The sequence below is a fragment of the Desulfotomaculum copahuensis genome, assembly GCF_001655685.1.
Taxonomy (GTDB): Bacteria; Bacillota; Desulfotomaculia; order Desulfotomaculales; family Desulfovirgulaceae; genus Desulfotomaculum_G; species Desulfotomaculum_G copahuensis.
The window spans coordinates 47,681-73,124 of sequence record NZ_LYVF01000158.1 but is presented as its reverse complement, the minus strand read 5'-3'; the positions used below and the strand labels follow the sequence as shown (position 1 = coordinate 73,124).

At 59.6% G+C, this 25,444-nt stretch carries 21 protein-coding genes; 14 read left to right on the top strand and 7 right to left on the bottom strand.

The window, feature by feature from the left end:
* Positions 1–43 precede the first annotated feature (43 nt).
* Positions 44–1,021 (bottom strand): GPR endopeptidase, encoded by a 978-nt coding sequence (gene gpr, locus A6M21_RS09440; RefSeq protein ID WP_242868810.1) that lies wholly within the window; start codon positions 1,019–1,021, stop codon positions 44–46.
* Between the two features lie 52 nt (positions 1,022–1,073).
* Here gpr and rsmD point away from each other — a divergent pair, with 52 nt between their 5' ends.
* From rsmD to A6M21_RS09425, 3 genes are all read left to right on the top strand, one after another.
* A complete protein-coding gene (rsmD, locus tag A6M21_RS09435; RefSeq protein ID WP_078060548.1) occupies positions 1,074–1,739 on the top strand; it encodes a 16S rRNA (guanine(966)-N(2))-methyltransferase RsmD in 666 nt (221 codons plus the stop codon).
* 237 nt (positions 1,740–1,976) lie between these two features.
* Positions 1,977–2,480 carry a pantetheine-phosphate adenylyltransferase gene (gene coaD / locus A6M21_RS09430; RefSeq protein WP_066668134.1) on the top strand — a complete coding sequence of 168 codons (504 nt, stop codon included), beginning with the start codon at positions 1,977–1,979 and terminating at the stop codon, positions 2,478–2,480.
* A gap of 3 nt (positions 2,481–2,483) precedes the next feature.
* Positions 2,484–2,948: a F0F1 ATP synthase subunit B family protein gene (locus A6M21_RS09425; protein WP_066668132.1), complete on the top strand. Its 465-nt coding sequence runs from the start codon at positions 2,484–2,486 to the stop codon at positions 2,946–2,948.
* A 29-nt stretch (positions 2,949–2,977) separates the two neighbouring features.
* On the opposite strand, the gene A6M21_RS09420 is transcribed toward A6M21_RS09425, so the two are convergent.
* The 3 genes from A6M21_RS09420 to ylbJ form a co-directional block, all read right to left on the bottom strand.
* On the bottom strand, positions 2,978–4,030 hold the full coding sequence (locus tag A6M21_RS09420; protein WP_066668130.1) for a phosphotransacetylase family protein: 1,053 nt from the start codon (positions 4,028–4,030) through the stop codon (positions 2,978–2,980).
* Between the two features lie 10 nt (positions 4,031–4,040).
* Complete coding sequence (gene acs, locus A6M21_RS09415) at positions 4,041–6,143, bottom strand: acetate--CoA ligase alpha subunit (RefSeq protein WP_242868817.1); 2,103 nt, start codon at positions 6,141–6,143, stop codon at positions 4,041–4,043.
* An 88-nt stretch (positions 6,144–6,231) separates the two neighbouring features.
* Positions 6,232–7,599: a sporulation integral membrane protein YlbJ gene (gene ylbJ, locus A6M21_RS09410; RefSeq protein WP_345788093.1), complete on the bottom strand. Its 1,368-nt coding sequence runs from the start codon at positions 7,597–7,599 to the stop codon at positions 6,232–6,234.
* 305 nt (positions 7,600–7,904) lie between these two features.
* Between ylbJ and A6M21_RS09400 the strand changes: the two genes are divergently transcribed.
* From A6M21_RS09400 to A6M21_RS09370, 7 genes are all read left to right on the top strand, one after another.
* On the top strand, positions 7,905–9,323 hold the full coding sequence (locus tag A6M21_RS09400) for a PIG-L deacetylase family protein (protein ID WP_078060547.1): 1,419 nt from the start codon (positions 7,905–7,907) through the stop codon (positions 9,321–9,323).
* Between the two features lie 145 nt (positions 9,324–9,468).
* Positions 9,469–9,987 (top strand): beta-class carbonic anhydrase, encoded by a 519-nt coding sequence (locus tag A6M21_RS09395; protein ID WP_066668127.1) that lies wholly within the window; start codon positions 9,469–9,471, stop codon positions 9,985–9,987.
* Between the two features lie 248 nt (positions 9,988–10,235).
* Positions 10,236–13,736, top strand: a complete 3,501-nt coding sequence (locus tag A6M21_RS09390) for a helicase-related protein (protein ID WP_066668125.1) — start codon at positions 10,236–10,238, stop codon at positions 13,734–13,736.
* A 103-nt stretch (positions 13,737–13,839) separates the two neighbouring features.
* Positions 13,840–14,115 carry a hypothetical protein gene (locus tag A6M21_RS09385; RefSeq protein WP_066668122.1) on the top strand — a complete coding sequence of 92 codons (276 nt, stop codon included), beginning with the start codon at positions 13,840–13,842 and terminating at the stop codon, positions 14,113–14,115.
* Positions 14,105–14,494, top strand: a complete 390-nt coding sequence (locus A6M21_RS09380) for a type II toxin-antitoxin system VapC family toxin (protein ID WP_066668120.1) — start codon at positions 14,105–14,107, stop codon at positions 14,492–14,494. Before A6M21_RS09385 ends, A6M21_RS09380 begins: the two co-directional genes overlap by 11 nt.
* 21 nt (positions 14,495–14,515) lie before the next feature.
* Entirely contained in the window at positions 14,516–17,278 is a 2,763-nt protein-coding gene (locus A6M21_RS09375) for a DUF1156 domain-containing protein (protein WP_066668118.1), read from the top strand.
* Positions 17,275–20,667 (top strand): Swt1 family HEPN domain-containing protein, encoded by a 3,393-nt coding sequence (locus A6M21_RS09370; RefSeq protein ID WP_066668116.1) that lies wholly within the window; start codon positions 17,275–17,277, stop codon positions 20,665–20,667. Before A6M21_RS09375 ends, A6M21_RS09370 begins: the two co-directional genes overlap by 4 nt.
* Before the next feature lie 66 nt (positions 20,668–20,733).
* On the opposite strand, the gene A6M21_RS09365 is transcribed toward A6M21_RS09370, so the two are convergent.
* The 3 genes from A6M21_RS09365 to A6M21_RS09355 all read right to left on the bottom strand — a co-directional run bounded on the left by A6M21_RS09365 (position 20,734) and on the right by A6M21_RS09355 (position 22,808).
* Positions 20,734–21,282, bottom strand: coding sequence for a chromate transporter (locus tag A6M21_RS09365; RefSeq protein WP_066668114.1), 549 nt, complete (start codon positions 21,280–21,282; stop codon positions 20,734–20,736).
* The gene (locus A6M21_RS09360) at positions 21,279–21,902 is read right to left on the bottom strand and encodes a chromate transporter (RefSeq protein WP_066668112.1); all 624 of its coding nucleotides are present in this window, start codon (positions 21,900–21,902) and stop codon (positions 21,279–21,281) included. The genes A6M21_RS09365 and A6M21_RS09360 overlap by 4 nt, the downstream gene beginning before the upstream one ends.
* Positions 21,903–22,043: 141 nt before the next feature.
* Positions 22,044–22,808 carry a sulfite exporter TauE/SafE family protein gene (locus A6M21_RS09355; protein WP_066668110.1) on the bottom strand — a complete coding sequence of 255 codons (765 nt, stop codon included), beginning with the start codon at positions 22,806–22,808 and terminating at the stop codon, positions 22,044–22,046.
* 410 nt (positions 22,809–23,218) lie between these two features.
* Here A6M21_RS09355 and A6M21_RS09345 point away from each other — a divergent pair, with 410 nt between their 5' ends.
* From A6M21_RS09345 to A6M21_RS09330, 4 genes are all read left to right on the top strand, one after another.
* The gene (locus tag A6M21_RS09345) at positions 23,219–23,758 is read left to right on the top strand and encodes a nitroreductase family protein (RefSeq protein ID WP_066668107.1); all 540 of its coding nucleotides are present in this window, start codon (positions 23,219–23,221) and stop codon (positions 23,756–23,758) included.
* A gap of 284 nt (positions 23,759–24,042) precedes the next feature.
* Entirely contained in the window at positions 24,043–24,621 is a 579-nt protein-coding gene (locus A6M21_RS09340) for an HD domain-containing protein (RefSeq protein ID WP_066668105.1), read from the top strand.
* Positions 24,622–24,753: 132 nt separating this feature from the next.
* Entirely contained in the window at positions 24,754–25,041 is a 288-nt protein-coding gene (locus A6M21_RS09335; RefSeq protein WP_151191880.1) for a hypothetical protein, read from the top strand.
* Between the two features lie 12 nt (positions 25,042–25,053).
* Positions 25,054–25,413, top strand: a complete 360-nt coding sequence (locus tag A6M21_RS09330) for a hypothetical protein (protein WP_066668101.1) — start codon at positions 25,054–25,056, stop codon at positions 25,411–25,413.
* Positions 25,414–25,444: the final 31 nt, after the last annotated feature.

Genomic DNA, 25,444 nt, shown 5'->3' with positions numbered 1-25,444 from the left:
CAGGGACCAGCTTAACAAGCGGAATACTCCGCTTGTTAAACTTTTAATGCAGGTAGTAGGCGTAATCATCGGCGGTCAGTCCGGGATGCAGGGCCAGGGAAATGCCGCCGGCGATCACCTTGGACATAGCGTGAATCAGGGAATCAATTTCCTTCGGAGTGACTGTAAGATTGCCGCCGCCGAAAGGTTCGAGCACCTTGCCGATGATGTGCTGTGCGAACCCGGGGTTCAAGCCCTGAAAAGCCTGATTGTTCTTTTTCATTTCTTCCAGAAAACCATTGATACTGTCCTGGGCGATCACCGCTGCATGCACTACGGTGGGCACGCCGATGGCCACCACGGGCACGCCCATGGTTTCCCGGTTGATGCCGGCCCGGCGGTTGCCGATGCCGGAACCGGGACTGATGCCCGTATCGGCAATCTGGATGGTGGTACAGATCCGGGTGACGCTGCGGGCGGCCAGGGAATCAATGACCATGATCAGTTCCGGCCGCACCTTTTCCACCACGCCTTTGATGATTTCCGCCGTTTCAATGCCCGTGATGCCCAGCACACCCGGGGCTAATGCGCTCACCGAACGCATGCCGCCCTTCAGCTCCTGTGGGGCGTAGTTGAACAGGTGACGGGTGACCAGACTGTTTTCGATCACCTTGGGGCCCAGAGCGTCCGGGGTGGCCCGCCAGTTGCCCAGGCCGACCAGTAGGATGTTGGAATATTCGGATAAGTTCACGAAGCGGCTTAAATTGCGGGCCAGCACTTCGCCGACTTGTTGGTGGGCGGCCGGGTTGTTCTCCCTTAAAACCGGCGCTTCAACAGTGATATAAGTGCCCACCGGTTTGCCCATTACTGCTTCGGCCGATTTGTCCACGATTTCCACAATAGTCACGCTGGCGTGCTCGTAACTTTCCCGGTCCACCTTCACCCCCGGTATCTCCTGTCCGGTTTCTCCCCGGACAATTTCCCGGGCCTCCACCGCCAGATCCAGATTGACGCCGAATGAACGGTAAATTTCCAGAAGCAACCTGATTTCCCCTTTCAAGTACATCCATATATTTTCCTGCCGGTTGAGAATTATGCGGATAAAAATCGATTTTTTAAGCCCTTTATGCTATAATATTGCCGTTGGTATTGCTGGCATCAAAAGGAAAGGGGCTTTTGCCTTGCGGGTTATCGCCGGCACGGCGCGGGGGCGCCGGCTGAAAGCCCCCCGCGGCTGGCCCGGGCGCCCCACCGCCGACCGGGTGAAAGAGGCGCTCTTCAACATCCTGGCCGCCCGGGTGCCCGGCAGCAGTTTTCTCGACCTGTTTGCCGGCACGGGCAACGTGGGTATTGAAGCTTTGAGCCGGGGAGCGGAGCGGGCCGTTTTTGTGGAAAAGGACGGGCGGGCCGTGCGCGCCATTGAGGAAAACTTGGCCGCCACCGGTTTGGAGGGGCGGGCGCAGGTTTTAAAAAGGGACATGCCGGCGGCACTCGCTGAAATGGCCGGACGGAATTGTTTCGACCTGATCTTTGTCGACCCGCCGTACGGGCGGGCGCTGGAAAAAAAAGCGCTGGATTTGATCGGCGGCAACGGCCTGCTGGCATCCGGCGGTTGGGTGATCGTGGAAAGCGGCAAGCGGGAAATCCTGCCCCGGGAGGCGGCCGGATTGATCCTTTTCCGCCAGGAGCGGTATGGTGATACCATGCTTTCCCTTTACGTACCGGCACAGCCCCGCCGCAGTGACGGGCGTCAGGCATGATCATTGGCGTTCGGAGTGAGATTTCCGCCGTATGCATGCAATATAACCGGGGCGGCATGAAGTGGATCCGGCGGTCTCCGCCAGGAAGCCCGCAGGGCACGTGATTTAACCGCCGGGAAGCGTCGCGGTCTGGAAAGGTGTCCGGATGCGGCGAAGCTGTACGGTCGGCCGGCCGGAATTAAATATCAGTTTTTGTGGAACAGTACCAGACGAACGGCGCCGGAGGGAGGACTTTTTTTGCGCATCGCGGTTTATCCGGGCAGCTTTGATCCGGTTACCAACGGCCATCTGGATGTAATTGAGCGCGCGGCGCTTTTATTCGATCAACTGATTGTGGCCGTCTCCCGTAACACGGCCAAAAAGCCGCTGTTTACCGTGGCGGAGCGGGTGGACATACTGCGCGAGGTGCTGCAGCCTTATTATAACGTACTGGTTGATTCCTTTGAAGGCCTGACGGTGCACTATGCCCGCAGCCAGAACGCCCAGGCCATCATCCGCGGGCTGCGGGCGATTTCCGATTTTGAAAACGAATTTATGATGGCCCTGACCAATAAAAAGCTGGTGCCGTCGGTGGACACACTTTTTTTAATGACCCGGGCGGAGTATTCCTTCATCAGTTCCAGCGCCGTAAAGGAAGTGGCCTATTTCGGCGGTTGCGTGCAGGATCTGGTGCCCGGGGCGGTGGAAAAGAGACTGCACCGGAAATTCAACGCCCGCCGGGAAGCGGGCCGGGAGGGATAATCAGTGGAGCTTTTCAATGTGCTTAACGAACTGGAGGAATTGGTTGAAAACAGCCCCAGAATCCCCATGACCAGAAAAGTCATTATTGATGAGGACAGCCTGCTGGATTATGTGGACCGGATCCGCACCGTGCTGCCGGAGGAAATCCGGCAGGCCAAGTGGGTGCTTCAGGAAAGGGAAAAGGTGCTGGCCGAATCCAAAAAGGAAGCCGGCCGCCTGCTGGAAAGTGCCCAAAAGCAGATGGAAAAACAGGCGGAGGAAAGCGAAGTGGTACGCCAGGCCAGGGTTATTGGCGAACAAATTGTGGACAAGGCCGAGGAAGTGGCGGCTCAGATCAAGCACGGCGCCAGGGAATACGCGGACGATATCCTGAACGGGCTGGAGGAAAAATTAAACCAGCTGATGCTGGAAATTCAAGCCGGCCGCGCCGAATTGAAAGGCGGCGCCGTCAAAAAAGCCGCTAGCTGAAGCACCGGTCCGCTGCCGCCGGTTGCCGGTCATGATTTGAACAATTGCAGGATGGCCGGCCAGTCGCAGTATTTTTCCACGTTTTCCATGGCCAGGTTGATGCTGCGGGCGTCGTCGGGACGGATGCGCCGTCCCACCTCGGCAATTTTTTCAATTGTCGTAAAAGTGTCGTAATGCACCAGGATTACCGGCACTTCCTTTTCAGCCGCCCGGGCGATTACTTTGACGTCGGGATAGAGGCCGCCGGTCAGAATCAGTACCGCCGTGCTGGTTTCTAGAGCGGCCAGGGCCAGGTCGGCCCGGTCCCCGCCGGTGATCACCGCCTTGTTGGGAGCCCGGCGCAGGTAACCGAGGGCGCTTTCAATGGTCATGGCGCCGATGACCACGTCTTCCACCACCCGGTCCAGCCTCTCCTCCCCGGTGAGCAGTTCGCCGCCCAGCGCCTCGTAATATTCGGCCACGGTGGGGGAGGCGATTTCCGGGCGCCGGGGGATGATACCCAGGCTCTTGAATCCCCGCTCCTCCAGGATGGAACGGTAGATGCCTTCTGTTTTGGCCAGCAGCGGCCGCGGCACGTGGTTGAAGATATTGCCGGCCGGGGTGATCCCCTGGCTTTTCAGAAAAGTGTTGATGAAGATGGCCTGGTCCATGCTGAAGTCGTTTTCAATGCGGATCATGAAAATGACCGCCGCCTGCAGTTCCTTGGCCAGGGTGACCGCGTCCAGGCCCAGGCAGCCCATGATATGGGGGAAGCCGGCGCCGCCGATGAGCACCACGTCCGCTTCCGCAGCTACCTGCCGGTAGCAGGAAAGAATTCGGTCCAGGCCGGCGCAGTGCCGGTGTCCGGACAGGTAAGAAGGTCCGGCCAAAAAGGGTACGATCACATCCAGCGGTTGGGGCAGGTCGAGCACCCGGCGCATCAACCGGGCGTCCTCGTCTTCCTGCCCGGTGATGCCGGCGGGATGACCCACCGGTTTGAAATAAGCCACCCGGTGGCCCTGTTGTTTCAGCTTCAGGGCCAGGCCCACGGCGAAGGCTGTTTTACCGCTGCCCGCGGTGCCCATGATGTACAGGTTTTTCATCGCAAACACCTCACGATACGGTGATTTTAATATCCAGCGCAGCCGCCCCGTCCGGGTAGGCAAACACCGGGTTGATATCCATTTCCGCGATCTGCGGGAAATCCAGCACCAGCCGGGCCACCCGGGTGATCATATTGGTTAGGGCTTTGATATCTGCCGGTTTTTCGCCCCGGTATCCGCGCAGCAGGGTATAGGCCCTGGTTTCCGTGAGCATGGCCTGCGCTTCGCCCGCGCCGAGGCTGCCGGCCAGGCGGAAGGAAACATCCTTTAAAAGATTGACATAAATCCCCCCCAGGCCGAAGGCAATCAGCGGCCCGAACTGTACGTCCTGGGTCATGCCGATGATCAATTCGGTGCCCTTGGGCATCATTTTTTGTACCTCCACCCCGTGGATCACCGCCCGGGGCAGGTAGCGCTGCACATTTTCATGGATCTGCATGAATGCCCGCTCCGCTTCCTGCGGGCTGTTTATGCCCACCTGCACCCCGCCCACATCGGTTTTATGCATAATCTGCGGGGAAGCCACCTTCATCACCACCGGAAAGCCGATTTCGCCCGCCTTTTGTGCCGCTTCCCGGGGACTGCCGGCCAGTGCGACGGGGGCGGCGGCAATGCCGTAAGCTTCCGCCACCCGGGTGGCTTCGCTGCCCAGCAGCACCAGGCGGCCCTCATTTTTCACCGCCTTCAGTATGTCCGCCACCAGTGCCCGGTTGGCATCCGGCAGGGCGTCCGGTTCCTCCCGGGCCGGGCGCCGGCATGTCCGGGCGTAGCGCACCATACCGCTGATTGCCGCAATGGCCGGTTCGGGGAAGGTGTAAACCGGGATGCCGGCCGCCGCCACCAGTCGCGCTCCCGGAGCGAGCGTTTCGCCGCCCATGTAGGCGACAAACACCGGTTTGTCCGGGTGGTTGCGGTGGCTGTCCACAATCGCCCGGGCGGTTTCTTCCACATTGGTCACGGCGGTCGGGCAGACCAGCACCAACGCACTGTCCGTGCCGGGATCGGCCAGTGTTTGATCCAGGGCCAGCCGGTAGCGGTCCGCTCCGGCGTCCCCCAGCACGTCCACCGGATTGTACACCGCCGATTCCGGCGGCAGGCCGGCGCGCAGGGCGTCGCTGGTTTCCTTGCTGAACCGGGACATATTCAGATGCGCCCGTTCAATGTGATCGGTGGCAATAATGCCCGGTCCGCCGGCGTTGGTCACCACCGCCACCCGGTCGCCGGCCGGCACGGGCTGGCGGGAAAAGGCCACCGCCAGATCGAACAGTTCGGCCATGCTGCGGGCGCGGATTACGCCGCTCTGCCGGAAGGCGGTTTCGTAGGCCAGATCGCTGCCGGCCAAAGCACCGGTATGGGAAGAGGCGGCCCGGGCGCCGGCCTGGCTGGTGCCGCTTTTCAAAATGATCACCGGCTTGCGCCGGCTGGCCTCACGTGCCGCCTGCAGGAATTGTTCCCCCCGAGCCACGTCTTCAATATAACATAAAATGACCCGGGTCTGCGGATCTTCCGCCGCCGCGGCGATAAAGTCGGCTTCGTTCAGATCCGCCTTGTTGCCCAGGCTGATTACCTGTGAAAAGCCGACCCGGTTGGCCAGGCTCCAGTCCAGAATGGCCAGCAGCATGGCCCCGCTCTGCGAAATGAAGGCAATGTCCCCGGCGGCCGGGAAAACGGCGGAAAATGAAGCGTTGATCGGCACGTGTGTGTCCATCATGCCCACGCAGTTCGGCCCCAACAGACGCATACCGTAGCGGCGGCAGATCCGGGTCAGTTCCCGTTCCAGCACCATGCCTTCCTTGCCGGTTTCTTTAAAACCGGCCGTAACCACCACCAGGTTTTTGGCCCCGGCGATGCCGCACTCTTCCGCCACGCCCACCGTCAGTTTGGCCGGCACGGCCACCACCGCCAGATCCACCGCACTGCCGATATCCCGGATGCTGTGATAGCATTGCAGGCCGGCGATTTCATCCTCTTTCGGGTTGATCGGGTAAATTTTACCCTTGAAGCCGCAGTCGATCATGTTTTTTAAAATGGCGTAGCCGATTTTCCCCGGTTTTTTGGAAGCACCGATAATGGCCGCCGTTTGCGGACTGAAAAAACTGGCCGGACCGGTCAAGCTGCTCACCTTCTTTGCCGCTGTTGTCGGCTTTAGCATTTCCGTGTTGCGGGCTGAACATGCAATAAAGGGGGGAGGAAACAGTTTTTCAGCGGCCGGTCCGGAAAATCAAAATGCGCACGCCGCGGCACAGGTGATAGAAAAGCGCCAATAAAACAATTCCACCCAGGGCAAGTAAAAAAACAATCAGGGGCAGCCAGGCGCCGGTCCAAAGGGAGGCGGTGTGCTCCACCAACGGGGCGAATACCGGGCGGGCCAGGGTTTCCGCCAGCGGGCGGGCCGGGCCGAACAAGAGGCAGGTATAGACCGCGGCCAGGGCGGCGTGAAAGACGCGCACAATGATGAAGGGCGTCAGGCGCAGATCCGTGCCGGCAATCATGCTGGCCGCCTGGGCGATCACCGACAGTCCGCTCCAGGCCAGGATAACGCCCACGGCCACCAGCTGGTGCAATAAAGGCGCCGCCGCTTCGCTGGCTATTTTGGTGCCGATGGTCATTTCAAAGATGCCGCTGGCCACCGCCGGCCAGACGGCCGGCGCCAGGCCCAGGGGGCCCAAAATCAGGCCGAGCAGGCGGGCCAGCAGGTCGATCACGCCGGCGCCGGTGAGCAGGCGGATGATTACGGCAAAGAGAATGATGAAACCGCCGATGTTCAACAAGTTGTTGACCGCTTTCTTCACCGCATCGCCGATCACCTGCCCCGGGGCACGGTTGTCCTCCCGCTGCAGGCGCAGCATCTCACGCAGCGCCCGGCTGAAGATGTTTCCCGTCTGCGGCGGGGCGGGGAGCACTTCCCGGTCGCGGCGCCCGTAAAAGCGCAGGGCAAACCCGAGAGTGAGGTTGGCCAGGTAGTGCGCGCCGGCGATTAAAGCGCCCAGGGCCGGATCGTGGAACATGCCCACCGCCACCGCCACCAGCATAAACAGGGGGCTGGAATTATTGGTGAAGGCCATCAGCCGCTCACCTTCGATGCGTGTGCACAGTCGGCTGGTGCGCAGGCGGGCGGTGACCATTGCCCCGATCGGGTAGCCGCTGGTGTAGCCCACGGCCACCACAAAAGAGCCGGCGCCGGGCACGTTGAACAGGGGGCGCATCACCGGCTCCAGCAAAACGCCCATGAAATGGACCACGCCGAAATTGAGCAGCAGTTCCGAGGCGATAAAAAAGGGCAGCAGTGAAGGGAAAACAATGTTCCACCAGGCGTTCAAGCCGGTGACGGCGCCTTCATAAACCGTCTTCGGCTGGAGCACCATACCGGTGACGAAGCACAGCACCAGGGCGGTCCAGAAGAAACGGGCCAACTGCCGGTGGTATTTTCCGGCCAGGCGGAGCATGCGCCGCCCCAGAGCATAAAGCAGTGCCAGCGCCGTCAGTACGGCCACGGTAAGGGTGAGCAAGGGAAAACACCTGCCTTTGGGGAGAAGCGGCACGGCATAATTGTGCCGGGCCGCTGGCATGCATCTCCTCCCTTAGATTTATATGGATCACCTGCCGGCCGGTAGACCAGTTTTGTTTTCCGGTTTGCATGTCCGGGCGCAGATGACGGAGGTGATTTTGCCGCCGGTGGCGAATAATTAATTTCTGGTGATGGAAATGGAAAAAGACAACGGCCGAATTTGGCGTGAAAAACAAAAAAATGCTTTGCGGCGGGCTGCCGGCATCTTCAAGGAAGCCTGCTACCCGGAATTTGCCGCTGCGGATGATATTTACCGTTGGGTGCGTGTATTGAGGGAAGAGGCGGAGGACCGGAGGAGGGGGCACTTTGTTCAATAGATTGAAACGGCTCCCCCGGAAAAGAATTATTCCTTCCCTGCTCCTGGCGGTGATCCTGGTTGGTGCGGGCCTGTTCATTTTTTTCGCCTACCCGCAGTGGTTCGGGGTCAATGTGCCGGCGGGCGACGTGCCGGTGCAGCGGGTGCTGGTGGTGGCCCCCCACCCGGATGACGAGACGCTGGGACCGGGCGGCATGATTGCCCGGGCGGTGAAGCAGGGAACGCCGGTGCGCGTGGTCGTGGTCACCTACGGGGACGGGTTTGCCAAAGCGGCGCAGGCTTTTACCGGCAAACGCAGCCTCACCGCCGCGGACTACCGCAGGCTGGGGGAAGCCCGGCGCCTGGAAACCATCCGGGCCATGGAAACGCTGGGGCTGCCGGAAAAGGACGTCATATTCCTCGGTTACCCCGACGGCGGCACGCGCCGCCTGTGGTACAACAACTGGGATTGCAGCCATCCGTATACCGGCATCAACGGTGCTGACCGGGTCCCCTATGCCAGCGCCTGGAAACCGGGTGCCCCCTATTGTGGTGAGAGCGTGGTCGCCGCCCTGACCAATATCATCGCCGAATACAAGCCGACGGACATTTATCTGCCCGACCCGGGGGACGAGCACCCCGATCACTGGGCGGTAAACGCCTTTGTCCAGTATACCCTGGCCGAAATGAACTACCGGGCCAATCTATACACCTACCTGGTGCACCGCAGTTACTGGCCGGAACCGCTGATTGCCGAGCCGGGCAAGCCGCTGCGGCCGCCCAAGGAAATGCTCGGGATCGGCACCAAATGGCGGGAGGTGCCCCTGTCAAAAGAGGAAATTGATTTAAAAAGCCGGGCCATCCACTGTTACGCCACCCAGGAAAAGGTGATGGGTCCGTTTCTGCGTGCCTTTATCAGAAGCACCGAGTTGTACGGCTCCTTCAATGTGCCGGTGATCCCCAACCGCAGTGAGCCGCCCGCCCTTTCCGGCCGGGAGGACTTTGCCTCCCTGGTGCGCGACGCCCGGACGGACACCAGCTTCTACCGGCTGTTTTACCGCCTGGAAAGGCTGCCCGATCTGTCCGCCGTGGGCATGCTGCGCCAGGACGACCGCCTGTGGCTGGTGCTGCAGACCGAACAGCCGCTCTCAACCCGGGTCGCCTACCGGGTGGACATGCGCTTTTTCTTCCCGGACGGCAAGGTGAAACGGCTGGATTACGAGATAACCGGCCGCCAGGTGCAGGTGCAGACACCGGCGCCCAACAACCTCGACCTGCCGCCGGCACAGGTGGAGGGCGACGCGCACCGGCTGCTGATCGCCATCCCCGCCGGGCAACTGCAGGGGGCACGCGCCGTGCTCATGGACGGCGAAACTTATCTGGGGAAGATTATGTTTGACAAGACGGATTATAGATTGTTTGATTTTTAATGCCGGTTGGGATGATTCCCCGCCCCGGTGCGGATCGGGAACGGGGATGACAATGCCGGGAAACTAAAAAGTTTTACCGTACCGGCAGAGATTCCGTTCAAAACAAAAGAATTACCCGGATAAATTAAGGGGGGGGTAATCCAAAATGATTGAAGAGCTTTTATCAGCCAACAAAAACTTTATGGCGAAAAAAACGCCCGTTGTTTCAAAATACCCGCGTTTGCGTTTGGCCATCTTAACTTGTATGGACGCGCGTTTGGTTGAACTGGTGGAACCGGCTTTGGGTTTGGCGCGGGGAGATGCCAAAGTGATCAAGAATGCGGGCAATATCCTCGATCAGGGAGCGCTGCGCAGCCTGGTGGTTGCCGTTTATCTGCTGGGGGTCGGGGAAATCATTGTCATTGGGCACAGGGATTGCGGCATGGTCGGGGTGGATGTTCAGGCGCTGCGGCAGAAAATGCTCGCCAGGGGGGTGCCTGAGGGGGCGATCGCTGAATTAAATTTGGTCGAATGGATCGGTACTTTTGCGGATGAAACGGAAAACGTCCGTCGTGTTGTTATGCAAATTCGCAACAGCCCCTTGATTCCCCGTGACGTGAAAATACATGGACTAATGATGGATCCCGATACGGGTTGTGTTGAAGTGGTAAATCAAAACCAGTAGGGCGAGAATTTATTTTTTAGGGATGGAATATCCGGTAGGCCTTGACCGTCTGCGGAATGGCAAACAAGCGTTTAAAGATGCTTTCCGGAGTGGAAACCGGGGAGCATGGTTTGCCGTTATATAAAGAAATTCGGGATGCAATAGTTCTCGCTAACGCCATCCTGTGGTATTGTCGGAAATAGTTTCTTTAAAGGATTTTCATCTTCGAAATAGAAATATTCAACAAACTTATACCGAGGAGCAATTTTATGGCCCGATTGGAAGACCTCACCCGCGACGCATCCGTCAAAGGCATCCTGCCCGGCTCCCCGGTCACGGTGGTGGACGTCAAATGGCTCGGCACCGTGGCCGTGGAGTTGACTTACAAAGATGCCGCCGGCCGGCTGGGCAACGAACTGCTCTACCGCGACCGGGAACCGGCATTGGAAATCGTCACCCGCAGCCGGCCCTGGAACTTCGACGGCGACGGCGGGCTTTTCCGCCTGGTTTCCGAAGCGCGGCGCATCCGGCTGGCTTACCTTTTCGACCCTTTGCTGGCCGTGCATACCTCTTTGATTGAACCGCTGCCCCACCAGATCACCGCCGTATACGAATCAATGCTCTCCCGCCAGCCCCTGCGCTTTTTGCTGGCGGACGATCCCGGGGCGGGCAAAACGATTATGGCCGGCCTGCTGATTAAGGAGTTAATTATCCGGGGCGACGTGCACCGCTGTTTGATCTGCGTTCCCGGCAACCTGGTGGAACAGTGGCAGGACGAACTGGCCGGCAAGTTTCACCTGCCCTTTGAAATCCTCACCCGGGAAAGGTTTGAAACCGCCCGCACGGGGAACCCCTTCGCCGAAATGAACCTGATCATCTGCCGCCTGGACCAGTTGAGCCGCAACGACGACATCCAGGACAAACTGCGGATCACGGACTGGGATCTGATCATTTGCGACGAGGCGCACAAAATGTCCGCCACCTTCTTCGGCGGCGAGCTGAAAACGACCAAACGCTACCGGTTGGGCCGCCTGCTCGGCACCATCACCCGCCATTTCCTGCTCATGACCGCCACGCCGCACAACGGCAAGGAGGAAGACTTCCAGCTGTTTATGGCCCTTTTGGACGGGGACCGCTTTGAAGGGCGCTTCCGGGACGGGGTGCATGTGGTGGATACCTCGGATTTGATGCGCCGCCTGGTCAAAGAACAGCTGCTGAAATTCGACGGCACACCGCTTTTTCCCGAAAGACGCGCCTACACCGTCACCTACCGCTTGTCTGACAGAGAGGCGGCGCTTTATGAAGCTGTGACCGCTTACGTGCGGGAGGAAATGAACCGCGCCGACCGCCTGGCCGCGGAGGGAGAAGGGGCGCGCCGCACCTCGGTGGGCTTCGCCCTGACCATACTGCAGCGGCGCCTGGCCTCATCGCCGGCAGCCATTTACCAGTCCCTCAAACGCCGGCGGGAAAGGCTGGAAAGACGGCTGCGCGAAGAAAAGCTGCTTCAACGGGGACGGGAAGCAAGGTTAACCATAAGCGACACTTTGGACGAGGAAGCCCTGGCCGACCTGGAGGATGCGCCGGCCGAAGAGCGGGAAGAAACGGAAGAGATCCTGGTGGATCAGGCCACCGCCGCCCGCACCATCGCCGAACTGGAAATAGAAATCGCCGGACTGAAACAGCTGGAAGAAACGGCGCAGCGGGTCTATCTGTCCGGGGCGGATAAAAAATGGGAAGAGCTGTCCAGCCTTTTGCAGGATGAGGCCCGCATGTTCGACGCCCACGGTCACCGGCGCAAGCTGGTCATCTTCACTGAATACCGGGATACCCTGCATTACCTGGCGGAAAAAATCAGCAACCTGCTCGGCCGCAAAGAGGCGGTGGCCACCATCAGCGGCGGCATGTCCCGGGAAGAGCGGCGCAAAGTGCAGGAAGCCTTCATCCACCAGAAGGAAGTGCAGATCCTGGTGGCCACCGACGCCGCCGGGGAAGGCATCAACCTGCAGCGCGCCCACCTGATGGTCAACTACGACCTGCCCTGGAACCCCAACCGTTTGGAACAGCGCTTCGGGCGCATTCACCGCATCGGCCAGACCGAAGTTTGCCACCTGTGGAACCTGGTGGCCGCCGAAACCAGGGAAGGGGAAGTGTACCACCGTCTGCTGGAAAAACTGGCCGAAGAGCGGGAGGCCCTGGGCGGCCGGGTGTTTGACGTGCTGGGCCGGGTATTTGACGACTACCCGTTACGGGATCTGCTCATGGAAGCCATCCGCTACGGTGAAAATCCGGAAGTGCGCGCCCGTTTATACCAGGTGGTCGACCGGGCGCTGGACCGGGAACACTTGACCCGGCTGCTGGAAGAAAGGGCGCTGGCCGCCGGTTCCATGGACGCCACCCGGGTGCAGCGGATCCGCGCGGATATGGAACGGGCCGCGGCCCGCCGCCTGCAGCCTCATTTCATCCGTTCCTTCTTTCTGGAAGCCTTTGCCCTGCTGGGCGGCACCATCCGCCAGCGGGAGCCGGGGCGTTACGAGATTACCCATGTGCCGGCGTCGATCCGCCAGCGGGACCGGCTGATCGGTACCGGCAGCCCGGTGCTTTCCTGCTATGAGCGGGTCTGCTTTGAAAAAGAAAGGATCAACATGCCCGGTTTCCCGCCGGCCGCCTTTATCTGTCCCGGCCATCCCCTGCTTGACGCCACTATCGACCTGATCATCGAACGCTACCGGGAGCTATTGAAAAAAGGTGCTGTTTTGATCGACCCCGGCGACAACGGCGGGCGGACACGGGTGCTTTTTTACCTGGAACATGCCATCCAGGACGGGCGCAGCGATCAGGCCGGGAACCGGCGGGTGGTCTCCCGCCAGATGCAGTTTGTGGAGATGGATGAAACCGGCCGGGTGCGCAGCGCCGGTTACGCCCCCTATCTGGATTACCGGCCGGCAAAAGAAGATGAGCTTGCCCTGCTGCGGCCGGCGCTGGATGCCCCCTGGCTGCACGGTGAGCTGGAGCAAAGCATAATCACCCACGCGGTGGAGCACATCGTGCCGCGGCATTTCGAAGAAACGCGCCGCCGCCGGGAAGAGCTGGTGGACAAAGTGGCGGCGGCGGTCAAAGACCGGCTGACCAAGGAAATCAACTACTGGGATCACCGGGCGGAAGATCTCAAGGCACAGGAGAGCGCCGGAAAAATAAACGCCCGCATCAATTCGGTCAAGGCCCGCCAGCGGGCCGACGAGCTGGCCGCCCGGCTGCAGAAACGCCTCACCGAACTGGCGCAGGAACGGCGTCTGTCGCCCCTGCCCCCGGTGGTGACGGGCGGCGCCCTGGTGGTACCCGCCGGTCTGCCGGCCCGTTTGCGGGGAGAAGAAACGGCGGAACCGGATTTATTCGCCCGGGAAACCGCCCGGGTGGAGCGTCTGGCCATGGAGGCGGTGCTGGTTCGGGAACGGAGCCTGGGCCGGGAGCCGCGGGACGTTTCGGCGGATAAATGCGGTTACGACATTGAGTCCCGGGATCCAGCGCGCGGACTGCTCTACTTCATCGAGGTCAAAGGACGGATCAAAGGGGCCAAAACGGTTACGGTGACCAGGAACGAGATCCTGACGGCACTGAACAAACCCGAACAGTTCATTCTGGCCCTGGTGGTGGCGGACGGGGATCAAGTGGAACGGACGGCGTATTTAAACAAACCCTTCCAAAAGGAGCCCGATTTCGGAGTAACCAGTGTAAACTATGACCTGGATGAACTGCTGGCCAGGGGTGTATGAGCGGGCGGTTTCTATTGCTCCGGCCGTTTTTAAATAATAATGCTTGCCTCTCCATTGTATATACAATAAAATAATACAAACACATTTACATGGAGGCTGTGGTATGGAAAACACCAAACTGACGCCCGTCCGGTTTCCGGTTGCCCTGCTCACCGACCTGGATAAGCTGGTCGGTCCGGGCAAGCGCAGCAAATTCATCATCGAAGCGACGCAAAAAGAACTGCTCCGGCTGAAACAAAAAAAGGCTTTGCAAACGGCGGCCGGCATTTTTAGGGAAAAGGATTACCCCGAATTTGCCACTTCCGGGGACACCTATTCCTGGGTGCGTAAATTGAGGGAAGAAACGGAGGCCCGGAGGAGGAGACTTTTTGAACAATAACGGATTTCTTTTGGATACCACCATTTTGATCGACTTTCTCCGCGGCCGGAAAGAAGCGGCGGAGATGCTGAACGGGCTGGTGGAAGAAGGACCGCTGGCCTGCTGTCCGGTGACGGTGGCCGAGATATTTTCCGGGGCCAAGCCGGAAGAACTGCCCCGGATCGAAGAATTTTTGGAGGCGTTGGTCTACCATCCTATCGGCTACAGGACGGCCCGCCGGGCCGGCCTGTACCGGCGGGATTATCAGAAGAAGGGGATCACCCTGTCCATTTCCGACACGTTGATTGCCGCTGCGGCGGTGGAGAAATCCCTGACCCTGGTGACAAAAAACGTCCGGCACTTCCCCATGCCGGAACTGATGGTGATTGAACACAGTTGATGAAACGAGGTTATATACATAATGGGTGTGCGCAAAAAACTGATTGAAGTGGCCCTGCCCCTGGACGCGATCAACCAGCAGTCGGCCCGGGAAAAATCCATCCGGCATGGCCATCCATCCACCCTGCACTTATGGTGGGCGCGGCGTCCCCTGGCGGCCTGCCGGGCGGTGCTTTTCGCCTCACTGTTGGATGATCCGGGTAATGACCGGGAACGGGAAAAACTCTTTGAGTTAATTGGTGAACTGGTCAAATGGGAAAATGTAAATAACGAAACTGTTTTGAAGCAGGCCAGGGAGGAAATCCTGAAATCAACCGGCGGCCATCCGCCGGCGGTGCTGGATCCCTTCTGCGGCGGCGGCTCCATCCCCCTGGAGGCGCAACGGCTGGGGTTGCAGGCTTATGGCAGTGACCTGAACCCCGTGGCCGTGCTGATCACCAGGGCGCTGATTGAAATTCCGCCCCGGTTTGCCGGGCGGCCGCCGGTGAATCCGGAAAAGAGGGGGGAAATGCTGGCGGGTGAGGGCTGGCGCGGGGCCGCCGGCCTGGCTGCCGACGTGTACTACTATGGCCGCTGGATGCGGCAGGAAGCGGAAAAGCGCATCGGCCACTTATACCCCAAAGGACCGCATGGTGAGACGGTGATCGCCTGGCTGTGGGCGCGCACGGTGCGCTGCCCCAATCCGGCCTGCGAGGCACAGATGCCCCTGGTGCGTTCCTTCTGGCTGTCCAAAAAGAAAAATAAGCAGGCCTGGGTGGAGCCGGTGGTGGACCGGGAAGCAAAAACGGTGCGGTTCGAGGTGCGCACGGGAAACGGCGGCCCGCCGGAAGGAACGGTGAACCGGCGGGGAGCGCGGTGCATCGTCTGCGGCACGCCGGTGTCCTTTGAGCACGTGCGCCGGGAAGGACAATCCGGGCAAATGGGGCGGCAGTTGATGGCCGTGGTGGCCGAGGGGGAGCGGGAACGGATTTATCTGGCCCCGGAAGATGAACAGGTGAAGATTGCTGAACAGGCAGTGCCGGAATGGCGGCCGGAGGCGGATTTACCACATAATCCCCGGGATTTTAAGACCCCCAACTATGGCATGAAAACCTTTGCCGACCTCTTTACCCCCCGCCAGTTGGTGGCCCTGACCACCTTCAGCGACCTGGTGGGCGGGGCGCGGGAAAAAGTGCTGGCCGACGCCATAGCCGCCGGTCTGCCCGACGACGGGGTGCCGCTGCACGACGGCGGCGCCGGCGCCACGGCTTATGCCGACGCGGTGGCAACTTATCTGGCCCTGGCAGTGGACAAGGCGGCCGATTATTGGTCAACAATATGCAGCTGGAATAGTGAGAGAGATAATATTCGCAATACCTTTGCCCGCCAGGCTATTCCAATGATTTGGGATTTTGTAGAGGGAAATCCATTCAGCGATTCCACCGGCAACTGGCTCGGTTGTATAAACTGGGTGCAGCAGGTTATTTCGTCTTTACCGGCCAATTTGCAGGGACAGGCCCGGCAACTGGATGCGACCTCATCCATTGCTACATTCGATGGCCTGGTCATTTCCACCGACCCGCCCTATTACGATAACATCGGCTACGCCGACCTGTCCGACTTCTTTTACATCTGGCTGCGCCGCAGTCTGGGTAATGTATACCCGGATCTTTTCCGGACCATGCTCACGCCCAAGGAGCCGGAGTTGGTGGCTACGCCCTACCGTTTCAGCGGAAGCAAAAAGGCGGCTGAAGAACATTTCAGAGCCGGACTGCAAAAAGCCTTTCAGCTGATGCGGCAGAAGTCGAACAATGATTATCCCTTTACCATCTACTACGCCTTCAAACAAGCGGAAAACGGGGAGAATGGGGACAGTGGAGAACCGGCCGTTACTTCCACCGGCTGGGAAACCATGTTATCAAGCCTGATTGAGGCCGGATTTCAGATCAACGGCACCTGGCCGATGCGTACGGAACGGTCGGCACGCAGCGTATCCATTGGCACCAACGCCCTGGCCTCATCCATTGTCCTGGTCTGCCGGCCCCGGGCGGCAGACGCTTCGGCCATCACCCGGCGGGAGTTTCTCAATGCCCTGCGCCGGGAACTGCCGCCGGCCTTGAAAGAACTGCAGAAAAGTCACATCGCTCCGGTGGATATGGCCCAGGCCTCCATCGGCCCGGGCATGGCCATCTTCTCCCGGCACAAATCGATCCTGGAGTCCGACGGCACGCCAATGCCCGTGCGCACCGCCCTGGCCCTGATCAACCAGGCGCTGGATGAATATTTGGCCGAGCAGGAAGGCGACTTCGACCGGGAAACACGCTGGGCACTGGCCTGGTTTGAGCAGTTCGGCATGGATGAGGCGGCATTCGGCGTGGCGGAAACTCTTTCCAAAGCCAAGAACACCAGTGTGGCCGGTTTACAGGAAGCGGGCATTTTAACCGCCCGGGGCGGCAGGGTCAGGTTGTTGAAGCGGGAGGAATATCCGGCGGACTGGCAGCCGGCCGCCGAAAAACGTCCCACCGTCTGGAAGGCCGTCCAATACCTCATCCGTAAGTTGTACGGGGAAAGCGAAGTAGCGGCCGCCGCATTGCTCAAAAACATGTCCGGAGTGGGCGAAGCGGCCCGGGATCTGGCCTACCGGCTGTACAACATCTGCGAACGCCGCGGCTGGACGGGCGAGGCCCTGGCCTACAACGGCCTGGTGGTGGCCTGGTCCCGCCTGAGCACACTGAAAACCGGGGGCACAGGCAAAGAGCAGACGCTTGAATTTGATTACGCCGCCGGCGGGGGTGAAGATAAATGAGCATCAGCAATCACGAGCGGGTGGGGCGCGGACTGGAGTTCCTGCGCTGCGGCCTGACTCCATTCATCGCCAGGGAACTGAAATCCCGGCTGACGGGTAAAAACTGGTGGAAGCAGGGCGTTCTTTACGCCCTGTCCGGTTCGCCGGGCGTGGATGAGGCTTTGAAGCTGGACGGACCGGAGGAAGAACGGCTGGGTGCACTGGACGTGCAAGCTTTGCTGATGGTCATGTGGAACAACTGGAACGACGTGTTCCAGTACAAGCTGGGCCACAGCGGGCGCAATTACGTCAGCGAGTTGCGGGAGGTGCGCAACCGCTGGGCGCACCAGCAGCCCTTCACCACCGACGATGCCTACCGGGGTTTGGACACCATGACCCGGCTCCTGCAGGCCGTGGCCGCCGAGGAAGCGCAGGAAACGGACAAACTGGCCCATGAACTGCTCCGCCAGCGGTATGAAACGGAAACAAAAAGCAAATTGAAGAAAACCATACAGGCCGTTACCGAAACGGGTACGACGGCCGGACTCAAACCGTGGCGGGAAGTGATCACCCCCCATCCGGACGTGGCTTCCGGCCGTTATCAGAAGGCCGAATTCGCCGCCGACCTGGCCAAGGTGGTCAATGGTGAGGCGGATGACGAGTATGCCGAGCCGAAGGAATTTTTCCGCCGCACCTTCTTAACCGAGGGCATTTCCATGCTCTTGACCACGGCGCTGAAAAGGCTTTCCGGCCTGGACGGCGACCCGGTGGTCCAGCTGCAGACTTCCTTCGGGGGCGGCAAAACCCACACCATGCTGGCTCTCTATCATCTTTTCGGCGGCGGGCTTTCGGCGGCCGGCATGCCCGGACTGGAACCGGTGCTTAACGCCGCCGGGGTGGAGAAGATCCCCCGGGCGAACAGAGCGGTAATCAACGGCGTCGCATTTTCTCCCAGCAAAGTTCATGTCAAGCCGGACGGTACCCATGTGCATACCCTTTGGGGAGAAATCGCCCATCAGCTGGGCGGCCGGGAAGGTTATGCCTTGGTGGCGGAAGCGGATCGGGACGGCGTGTCGCCCGGTTCGGATTCGCTCAAAGAACTCTTTGATCATTTCGGACCGGCCCTGGTGCTCATTGACGAATGGGTGGCCTTTGTCCGCCAGTTGTACAGACTGCAGGAAATACTGCCGGCCGGCTCCTTTGAAGCCAATATGACCTTCGCCCAGGCGCTGACCGAAGGGGCCAAGCGCTCCAAAAACGCCCTGGTGGTGGCCAGCATCCCGGCCTCGGACATCGAAACTGGCGGCGAGGGCGGCCAGGAGGCTCTGGATCGCCTGCAGAAAACCTTCGGCCGGGTGGAATCGTCCTGGAAACCGGCCGAAGCGGATGAAAGCTTTGAGATTGTGCGCCGGCGCCTATTCGGACAGGATCTGGACTTTGCCGCCCGGGATACGGTGTTGGCCGCTTTCATGAAATTGTACCAGCAGAAAGGGGAATTTCCCCGTGAATGCAGTGAAGCCGCCTACGAGCGCCGGTTGAAAAGCGCCTACCCCATTCATCCGGAGCTGTTCGACCGCCTCTACAACGACTGGTCCACCCTGGAACGGTTCCAGCGCACCCGGGGCGTGTTGCGCCTGATGGCTTCGGTTATACATGAATTATGGGAAAGGGAGGACCGCTCCCTGCTGATCATGCCGGGCACCGTTCCCCTGTACGACCAGGCCGTACGTTACGAACTGACCAGTCACCTGCCGGAAAAAGACGGCTGGGCGGCGGTGCTGGACACCGATATTGACGGCACCGGCTCCCGACCGCTGGCCATGGACCGGGAGATTCCCAATCTGGGCCGCTATTCGGCCTGCCGCCGGGTGGCCCGCACCATATTCATGGGCAGCGCGCCGGCCGCCGCCGCGCCGGGGCAAAAATCACGCCAGCAGGGTCTGGAGGAAGTGCGCATCAAACTGGGGTGCGTGCAGCCGGGTGAATCCCCCGGCACTTTCGGCGACGCCCTGCGCCGGCTGGGGGAACAGCTGACGTATTTATATACCAATGAAAAAAGATACTGGTTCGACACCCGGCCCAGTGTCAACCGTATTGCCGCCGACCGGGCGGAACGCATCGACCCGGGCTATGTGGAAGAAGAAATCGTGGGACGTCTGAAAAAAATAAAGGATCGCGGTGAACTGGCCGGGGTGCATGTGGCTTCTCCTTCCCCTGGCGCGGACGTGCCGGATGAGCAGAGCGCCCGACTGGTCATCCTGCGTCCGGAATTCACCCACGGCAAGGACGCCAGGGACAGCAGGGCAATGCTCAAAGCGCTGGAGATTTTCACCTCCCGCAGCGCCGGCCCCCGCATCTACCGCAACATGCTGGTTTTCCTGGCTCCCGATAAAAACCGGGTGCCCGAACTGGAGCAGGCCGTGCGCCAGTACCTGGCCTGGCAATCCATAAAAAAAGAGCGTGAGGAAGAAAAGCTCAACCTGGATGCATTTCAGAGCAGGCAGGTGGACACCCGGATTGTTGAAATGGACAAAACCATAGACGCCCGGATCAAAGAAACTTACCACTGGCTGCTGGTGCCCGGTCAGCCGGACGGCACCGGGCCGGTAAGCTGGGAAGCGATTAAATTGGTCAACGGCAGTAACGACAGCATAATAACCAGAGCGAGTAAAAGATTGGTCAGAGATGAACTTTTAATCAGCCAATGGTCGCCCGTGCTTTTAAAAATGCAGTTGGACAAGTATCTGTGGAAAGACGCGCCGGATATTGAGATCAAAAAACTCTGGGCATACCTGTCCAGCTACTGCTACCTGCCGCGGCTTAAAAACGAGCGGGTGCTGCTTGACGCCGTCCGGGACGGCATCTGCAGCGAGGACTTTTTCGCCTACGCTGCCGGGATCGATGAAAACGGCCGATACCTGGGCCTGCAAATGAATACCGGTATGACCACGGCACAGATTTACGACTCCGGCCTGCTGGTGAAGGTGGACACGGCCAGGGCGCAGATCGAGGCGGATCAAGCAGCCAGTGAAAGGACTGTCACGGGTACGCCGGCCGATGGTTATCCGCCGGATAACGGTAAAGCGGACAATGTTGCTGATGACGGACAAACCGTACCGCCGCCGGGAACGGGGACAAATGGCGTTATACCCGTTCAGCCCGTTCCCCCGTCGCGTCCATGCCGCTTTTACGGTACGGTGAAACTGAACACCGCCCGGGTGGGCCGCGACGCCGGACGCATCGCCGAAGAAATCATTCAGCATTTGAGCACGTTGAACGGCTCGGAGCTGGAGGTTACGCTGGAGATTCACGCCAAAGTCTCTCCCGGGGTGCCGGAAGATGTGGAAAAGGTGGTCACGGAAAATTGCCGTACGCTGAAATTCAAGGCTTTTGGGTTTGAGGAGAGTTAAGCCTGCAGTGTTTTTAATGAATCGTATAGGAATTTTTATCGGACGGTGTGCGGGCGCGCCGGGGCATTAAAAACGCATGCCGGGCAGGGAAAAAATGATCCCGGCCGCCATGGCGCCCAAAATGAGCAGGCCGTAATTGACCTTGTTTTTTATGGCCAGTACGGCCACCAGGGCGATCACCATGGATTGCCAAAAGGAATGAACAGCCGGTTCGCCGAGTGATATGGCGACGGTCAGGATCAGGGCGACGATGACCGGCAGCACCCCGTGCATTACGCCCTGAGTGACCGGGTTTTTGCGCACTTCCAGATAAAAACGGGCCAGCAGGCACATGATTACCAGCGACGGGGTGAACACCGCCACCGTGGCCACCAGCGCCCCGGGGAAACCGGCCACTTTGTAGCCGATGAAAGTGGCGCCGATGGCCACCGGACCGGGTGTAATCTGACCCAGGGCGATGGCCGCCGAGAACTGGGAGTGGGTCAGCCAGTGGTACTGGTTGACGGAGATGTCCTGCATCAGGGGAATCATGGCGAAGCCGCCGCCGAAACCGAAAAAACCTACTTTCAAAAAGGACCAGGCCAGCAGGAAAAGAGTCTTGAGATAGAGCGTCAAGCCCCCACATCCTTTCCGGGTTCCGTTTTCAAGCGGCGGTAGAGGATTGACGCCAATGATTTCAAACCCCCGGCTGCGGCCCCCAGGATCACCAGCCAGATCGGATTGACATGGAGGAAGAAGCCCAAAACAAGCGCGACGGCGCCGGTGGCGTAATAGTACCAGTGGTTCGGGAATTTCTCGATCAGTTCCCAGACCACCGCCAGCATCAGCCCGACCACACCGGCGGTCAGTCCTTCCAATGCCCCGGCCACCAGCGGGTTATGCTGCCAGGCCAGAAAGAATCCGGCCAGGAGCAAAATGAGCAAAAATGAGGGCAGAATGAGAGCGGCCGTGGCCAGGAGCATGGTTTTCACGCCCCCCAGACGGTAAGCCACCCCGGCCAGTAAATTGACGGTCAGCGCTCCCGGAGCCATTTCGGACAGCGAGAGCATGTTTTCATACCGCTGTTCCGTCAGCCATTGGCGTTTTTCCACCAGTTCGGCATGAATCAAGTTCATCACGGCATACCCGCCGCCGAATCCAATGGTACCGATCTTTAGATAAACCCGCAAAACATCCAGCCGGGAAACGCCGGCCGGTGAGGTATTTTGAATATTTCCGGCAGTGACTCCGCTCATGGCAAAGCACCTCAAAAAAACAGAAATTACTTCAGTAATGGCGCCCTTCCTTTACATCCGGCTCCCATCCGTTAGCGGGCAAAAATATTGCTGTCACCACACTGAGCACGGGGGGAACGTGCCAATATGGGGGGCGCCTGGCTAGCGGATAAAATAAATTACCGCCACCACCAAACCGATCACCACCACGAGCCAGCGCAAGACGGCCGGTTTCACGCAACCCGCCATCCTGCCGCCGAGCGCGCCGCCGAGCAGCGCTCCGGTCAGCATCACCAGCGCCACCGGCCAGATCACTTTACCTGAAAACAGGAAAAAGATAGCCGCGGCCAGGTTGGTTGCCAGGGCGATGACCTGCTTCAAGGCATTGAGCCGGGTCAGGGAGTCGTCGACGGCGAGTCCCAAAACGGCCAGTACGATGATGCTCAACCCGGCGCCGAAATATCCGCCGTAAACGGCAGCGATGCACACCGGGACGAGTCCCCACCAGTCCGAACCCGGTTTGGTTGCGGCGTCTTGCGTCCGCCCGGTCAACCAGGTCCGGACCAGCGGTTGGGCGGCCAGCAGCACTGTGGCGAGCAGAATCAAATAGGGCACCAGTTCACGGAAAAGTGCTTCCGAGGTGATTTGCAGGAGGATACCCCCGAGCAGCCCGCCGGCTATGCCCGCCGGTATGTACAGCCACAGTCGTTTCCTCTGCCCCTGCAGGTCCCTGCCCTGTGCCAGGGCGCCGCCCAGATAGCCGGGGCACAGAGCCACGGTGTTGGTGATATTGGCTGCTACAGCCGGTATTCCCAGCGCCGTCAGGGTGGGAAATGAAATCAGTGTGCCGCCGCCGGCCAGGGAATTGACCGCACCGGCGGCCAGAGCGGACAGGGCGATGACAAAATAGTTGGACAGGGTGAGCATTGTTTTGTCTGATCACCTTTCTGCAGTTTTTTAAAGCTTGAGCATGTGTTTGCGGTGGTTAAGGACAATTATAGCGGTTCCGGAAACGATTGTATTAAAACCGTTCCCCAAAATTGTGGCCGGGCAAATCGCCCGCAGCCGGGACGTCCACCGGTGCGTATTTCCAGGACTTTGGTGTCCGGCCGCGGCGGTGGCTGTGCAGCGGCGGTTTTTGTGGTATAATATGGTGTAAACCTTTTCCTGGACAAGCCTGGAAAGGTTCACCCGCCGGCAGCCCCGTATTGGCTGAGCAAGGGCGTATCAATATTATACATCTGAAGCCGGCGTTTGCGAAGCGTTTTTCAACTTGCGGGCGGTGCCTGGCTGGAATTGTAAGAATAATATTATAAACGCAAGGAGGAATTGGTCGTATGGAATTCTTTGATGTGGTGGCGGCGCGGCGGAGCATCCGCAAATACCGGGAAACTCCCGTGGAGAAGGAAAAACTGGCTTCGCTGCTGGAGGCGTTCAGGCTGGCTCCTTCCTGGAAGGACCTGCAGTGCTGGCGGCTGATCATGGTCGATACGCCGGCGGAAAAGGAAAAGTTGCTGGCGGCCGTGCCTGATTCCAACCCGGGCAAAAAAGGCATCGCCTCCGCCCCGGTGGCGCTGATCCTGGCGGCCAATCCCGCCGATTCCGGGGAGCGGGACGGCCAGGCCTATTATCTGGTGGACTGCGGCATCGCCCTGCAAAACCTGGTGCTGGCCGCCTGCGCGCAGGGCTTGGGCACCTGCTGGATGGGCATCTTCGAGGAGGGCATGATCAAGGCTGCATTTGATATTCCCGATCCGTGGCGGGTGGTGGCCGTCACCCCTCTGGGTTACCCGGATCAGGAACCCAAGCCCCGGCCCAGAAAACCCCTGAGCGAGCTGGTCTTTGGCGGAGCCTGGGGCAGGCCGCGGCAGGAATAGCAAGCCGCCGGCTTTGAGCCGGCCTGGCGGACCAATGGTTATATAGAACCCTGCCCCCGACCCCCCGGCGGGGCGGGATGAAAGGGTATCGTCCGGTACCGGGCATCCCGGCCAACGCCGGGATGTAGCTTTCGGGGAAGGTATAAGACCCGGGTTAAGCCGGGCAACCTTCTGGTGACATGAGAAAGCTTTGCGGAGGAGTCCCCGGGCAGCCTGATCCGTCCGCCGGCGCCGCATTGGCGGCAGGCATGACGATTATAATTTGGCGAAAGAAGGCGCAGTTGATGGATAATGGCGTTCCCAACCGGGCGGAAGCCCTGGCCCTTTTAAAGGAGTACAATCAAAACGACAGCTTGATCAAACATGCCCTGGCCGTGGAAGCGGTGATGCGGTATTTTGCGGAGCAATTTGGCGAACCGGACGTGGAAAAATGGGGCATTATCGGTTTGGTGCACGATCTGGACTATGAAATGTACCCGGAAGAGCATTGTCAAAAAGTGCGTGAAATATTGACGGACAGGCAGTGGCCGGAAGAATACATTCATGCGATCGTGAGCCACGGCTGGGGAATTTGCTCTGATGTTGAACCGGTGGAAAAAATGGAAAAGGTGTTGTATGCCATTGATGAATTAACCGGCCTGATCACGGCGGCGGTTTTGGTCAGGCCGGATAAAAGCATCAAAGAACTGACAGTGAAATCAGTGAAAAAGAAATGGAAGCAAAAAGGGTTTGCGGCCGGCGCGAACAGGGACGTTATTGCCGCCGGCGCGGAAAGGTTGGGCATGGATCTGGACGAACTGATTGCCGGAACAATCGAGGGAATGCAAAAGGTGGCCGGTGAGATCGGCCTGGCGGGGGAATAAATTGCCGCCAGGGCTGCCGGCGGCGGCTGGTTGGAAAGAGGGTGACGGCTATTGTGGCGCAGGAAAATGATGGGCATCTTGGGGTTACCGACCGCCTTGTTTTGGAAAACGCTCGCAGTTGCAGCGGGTATATTGTTCCTTGTCTATGCCTATCATATCGGCGGCCCGTCTGATGTGACCCGGGAAAGCATCAAACAATACGGCGATTTTTTGAGCGGCAACAGCCCGCACGCTGAAAGCAACCAGCAGATGCAAACCGTCCCGGCCGGTTCACCGGAAAGCGGCGCCACTCCGGGAGGTGATAATGCCATGTCGCCGCCGCTTCAGTCCGGCGAGCCGGTGCCGGTAAATATCCCGCCGGTGTATACAAAACCCGCTGTTCCGGGCTCCGTCGCAGGCAAAACCTATTCCCGGCGCTAAGGAGTGCAGGCTATGTTTGTTATTGCGTTAATCATCGGCATTCCGGCCGTACTGTTGTTTGTTTTCTTTCCGCTCTATGGCCCGGCTGCAGCCGGCTTTATAGCCGGTTTGATCGCCGGCGGCCTGGAGGCGGGCGCCTGGGCCGGCCTATTGAGCGGCGTGGCCGGCGGTGTATTGTTTACCGGTGGTGCCCCCGGTTCCGGTACAGTGATCAGGAAAATCACCACCATCCTGCATGAGCCCGTTTTGCACGGCATCTTGGGCGTGGTGCTCAACGGGGGCACCCTTTTCGCCGTTGTTTATTTCGGCCTGCTGGGGATGCTCGGCGGCGCCGCCGGCGGATTAGTACGGCGGAAGAAAAAAAGAAAATGAACATCATCCGCAGCCGCAAAATTTTCTGCCA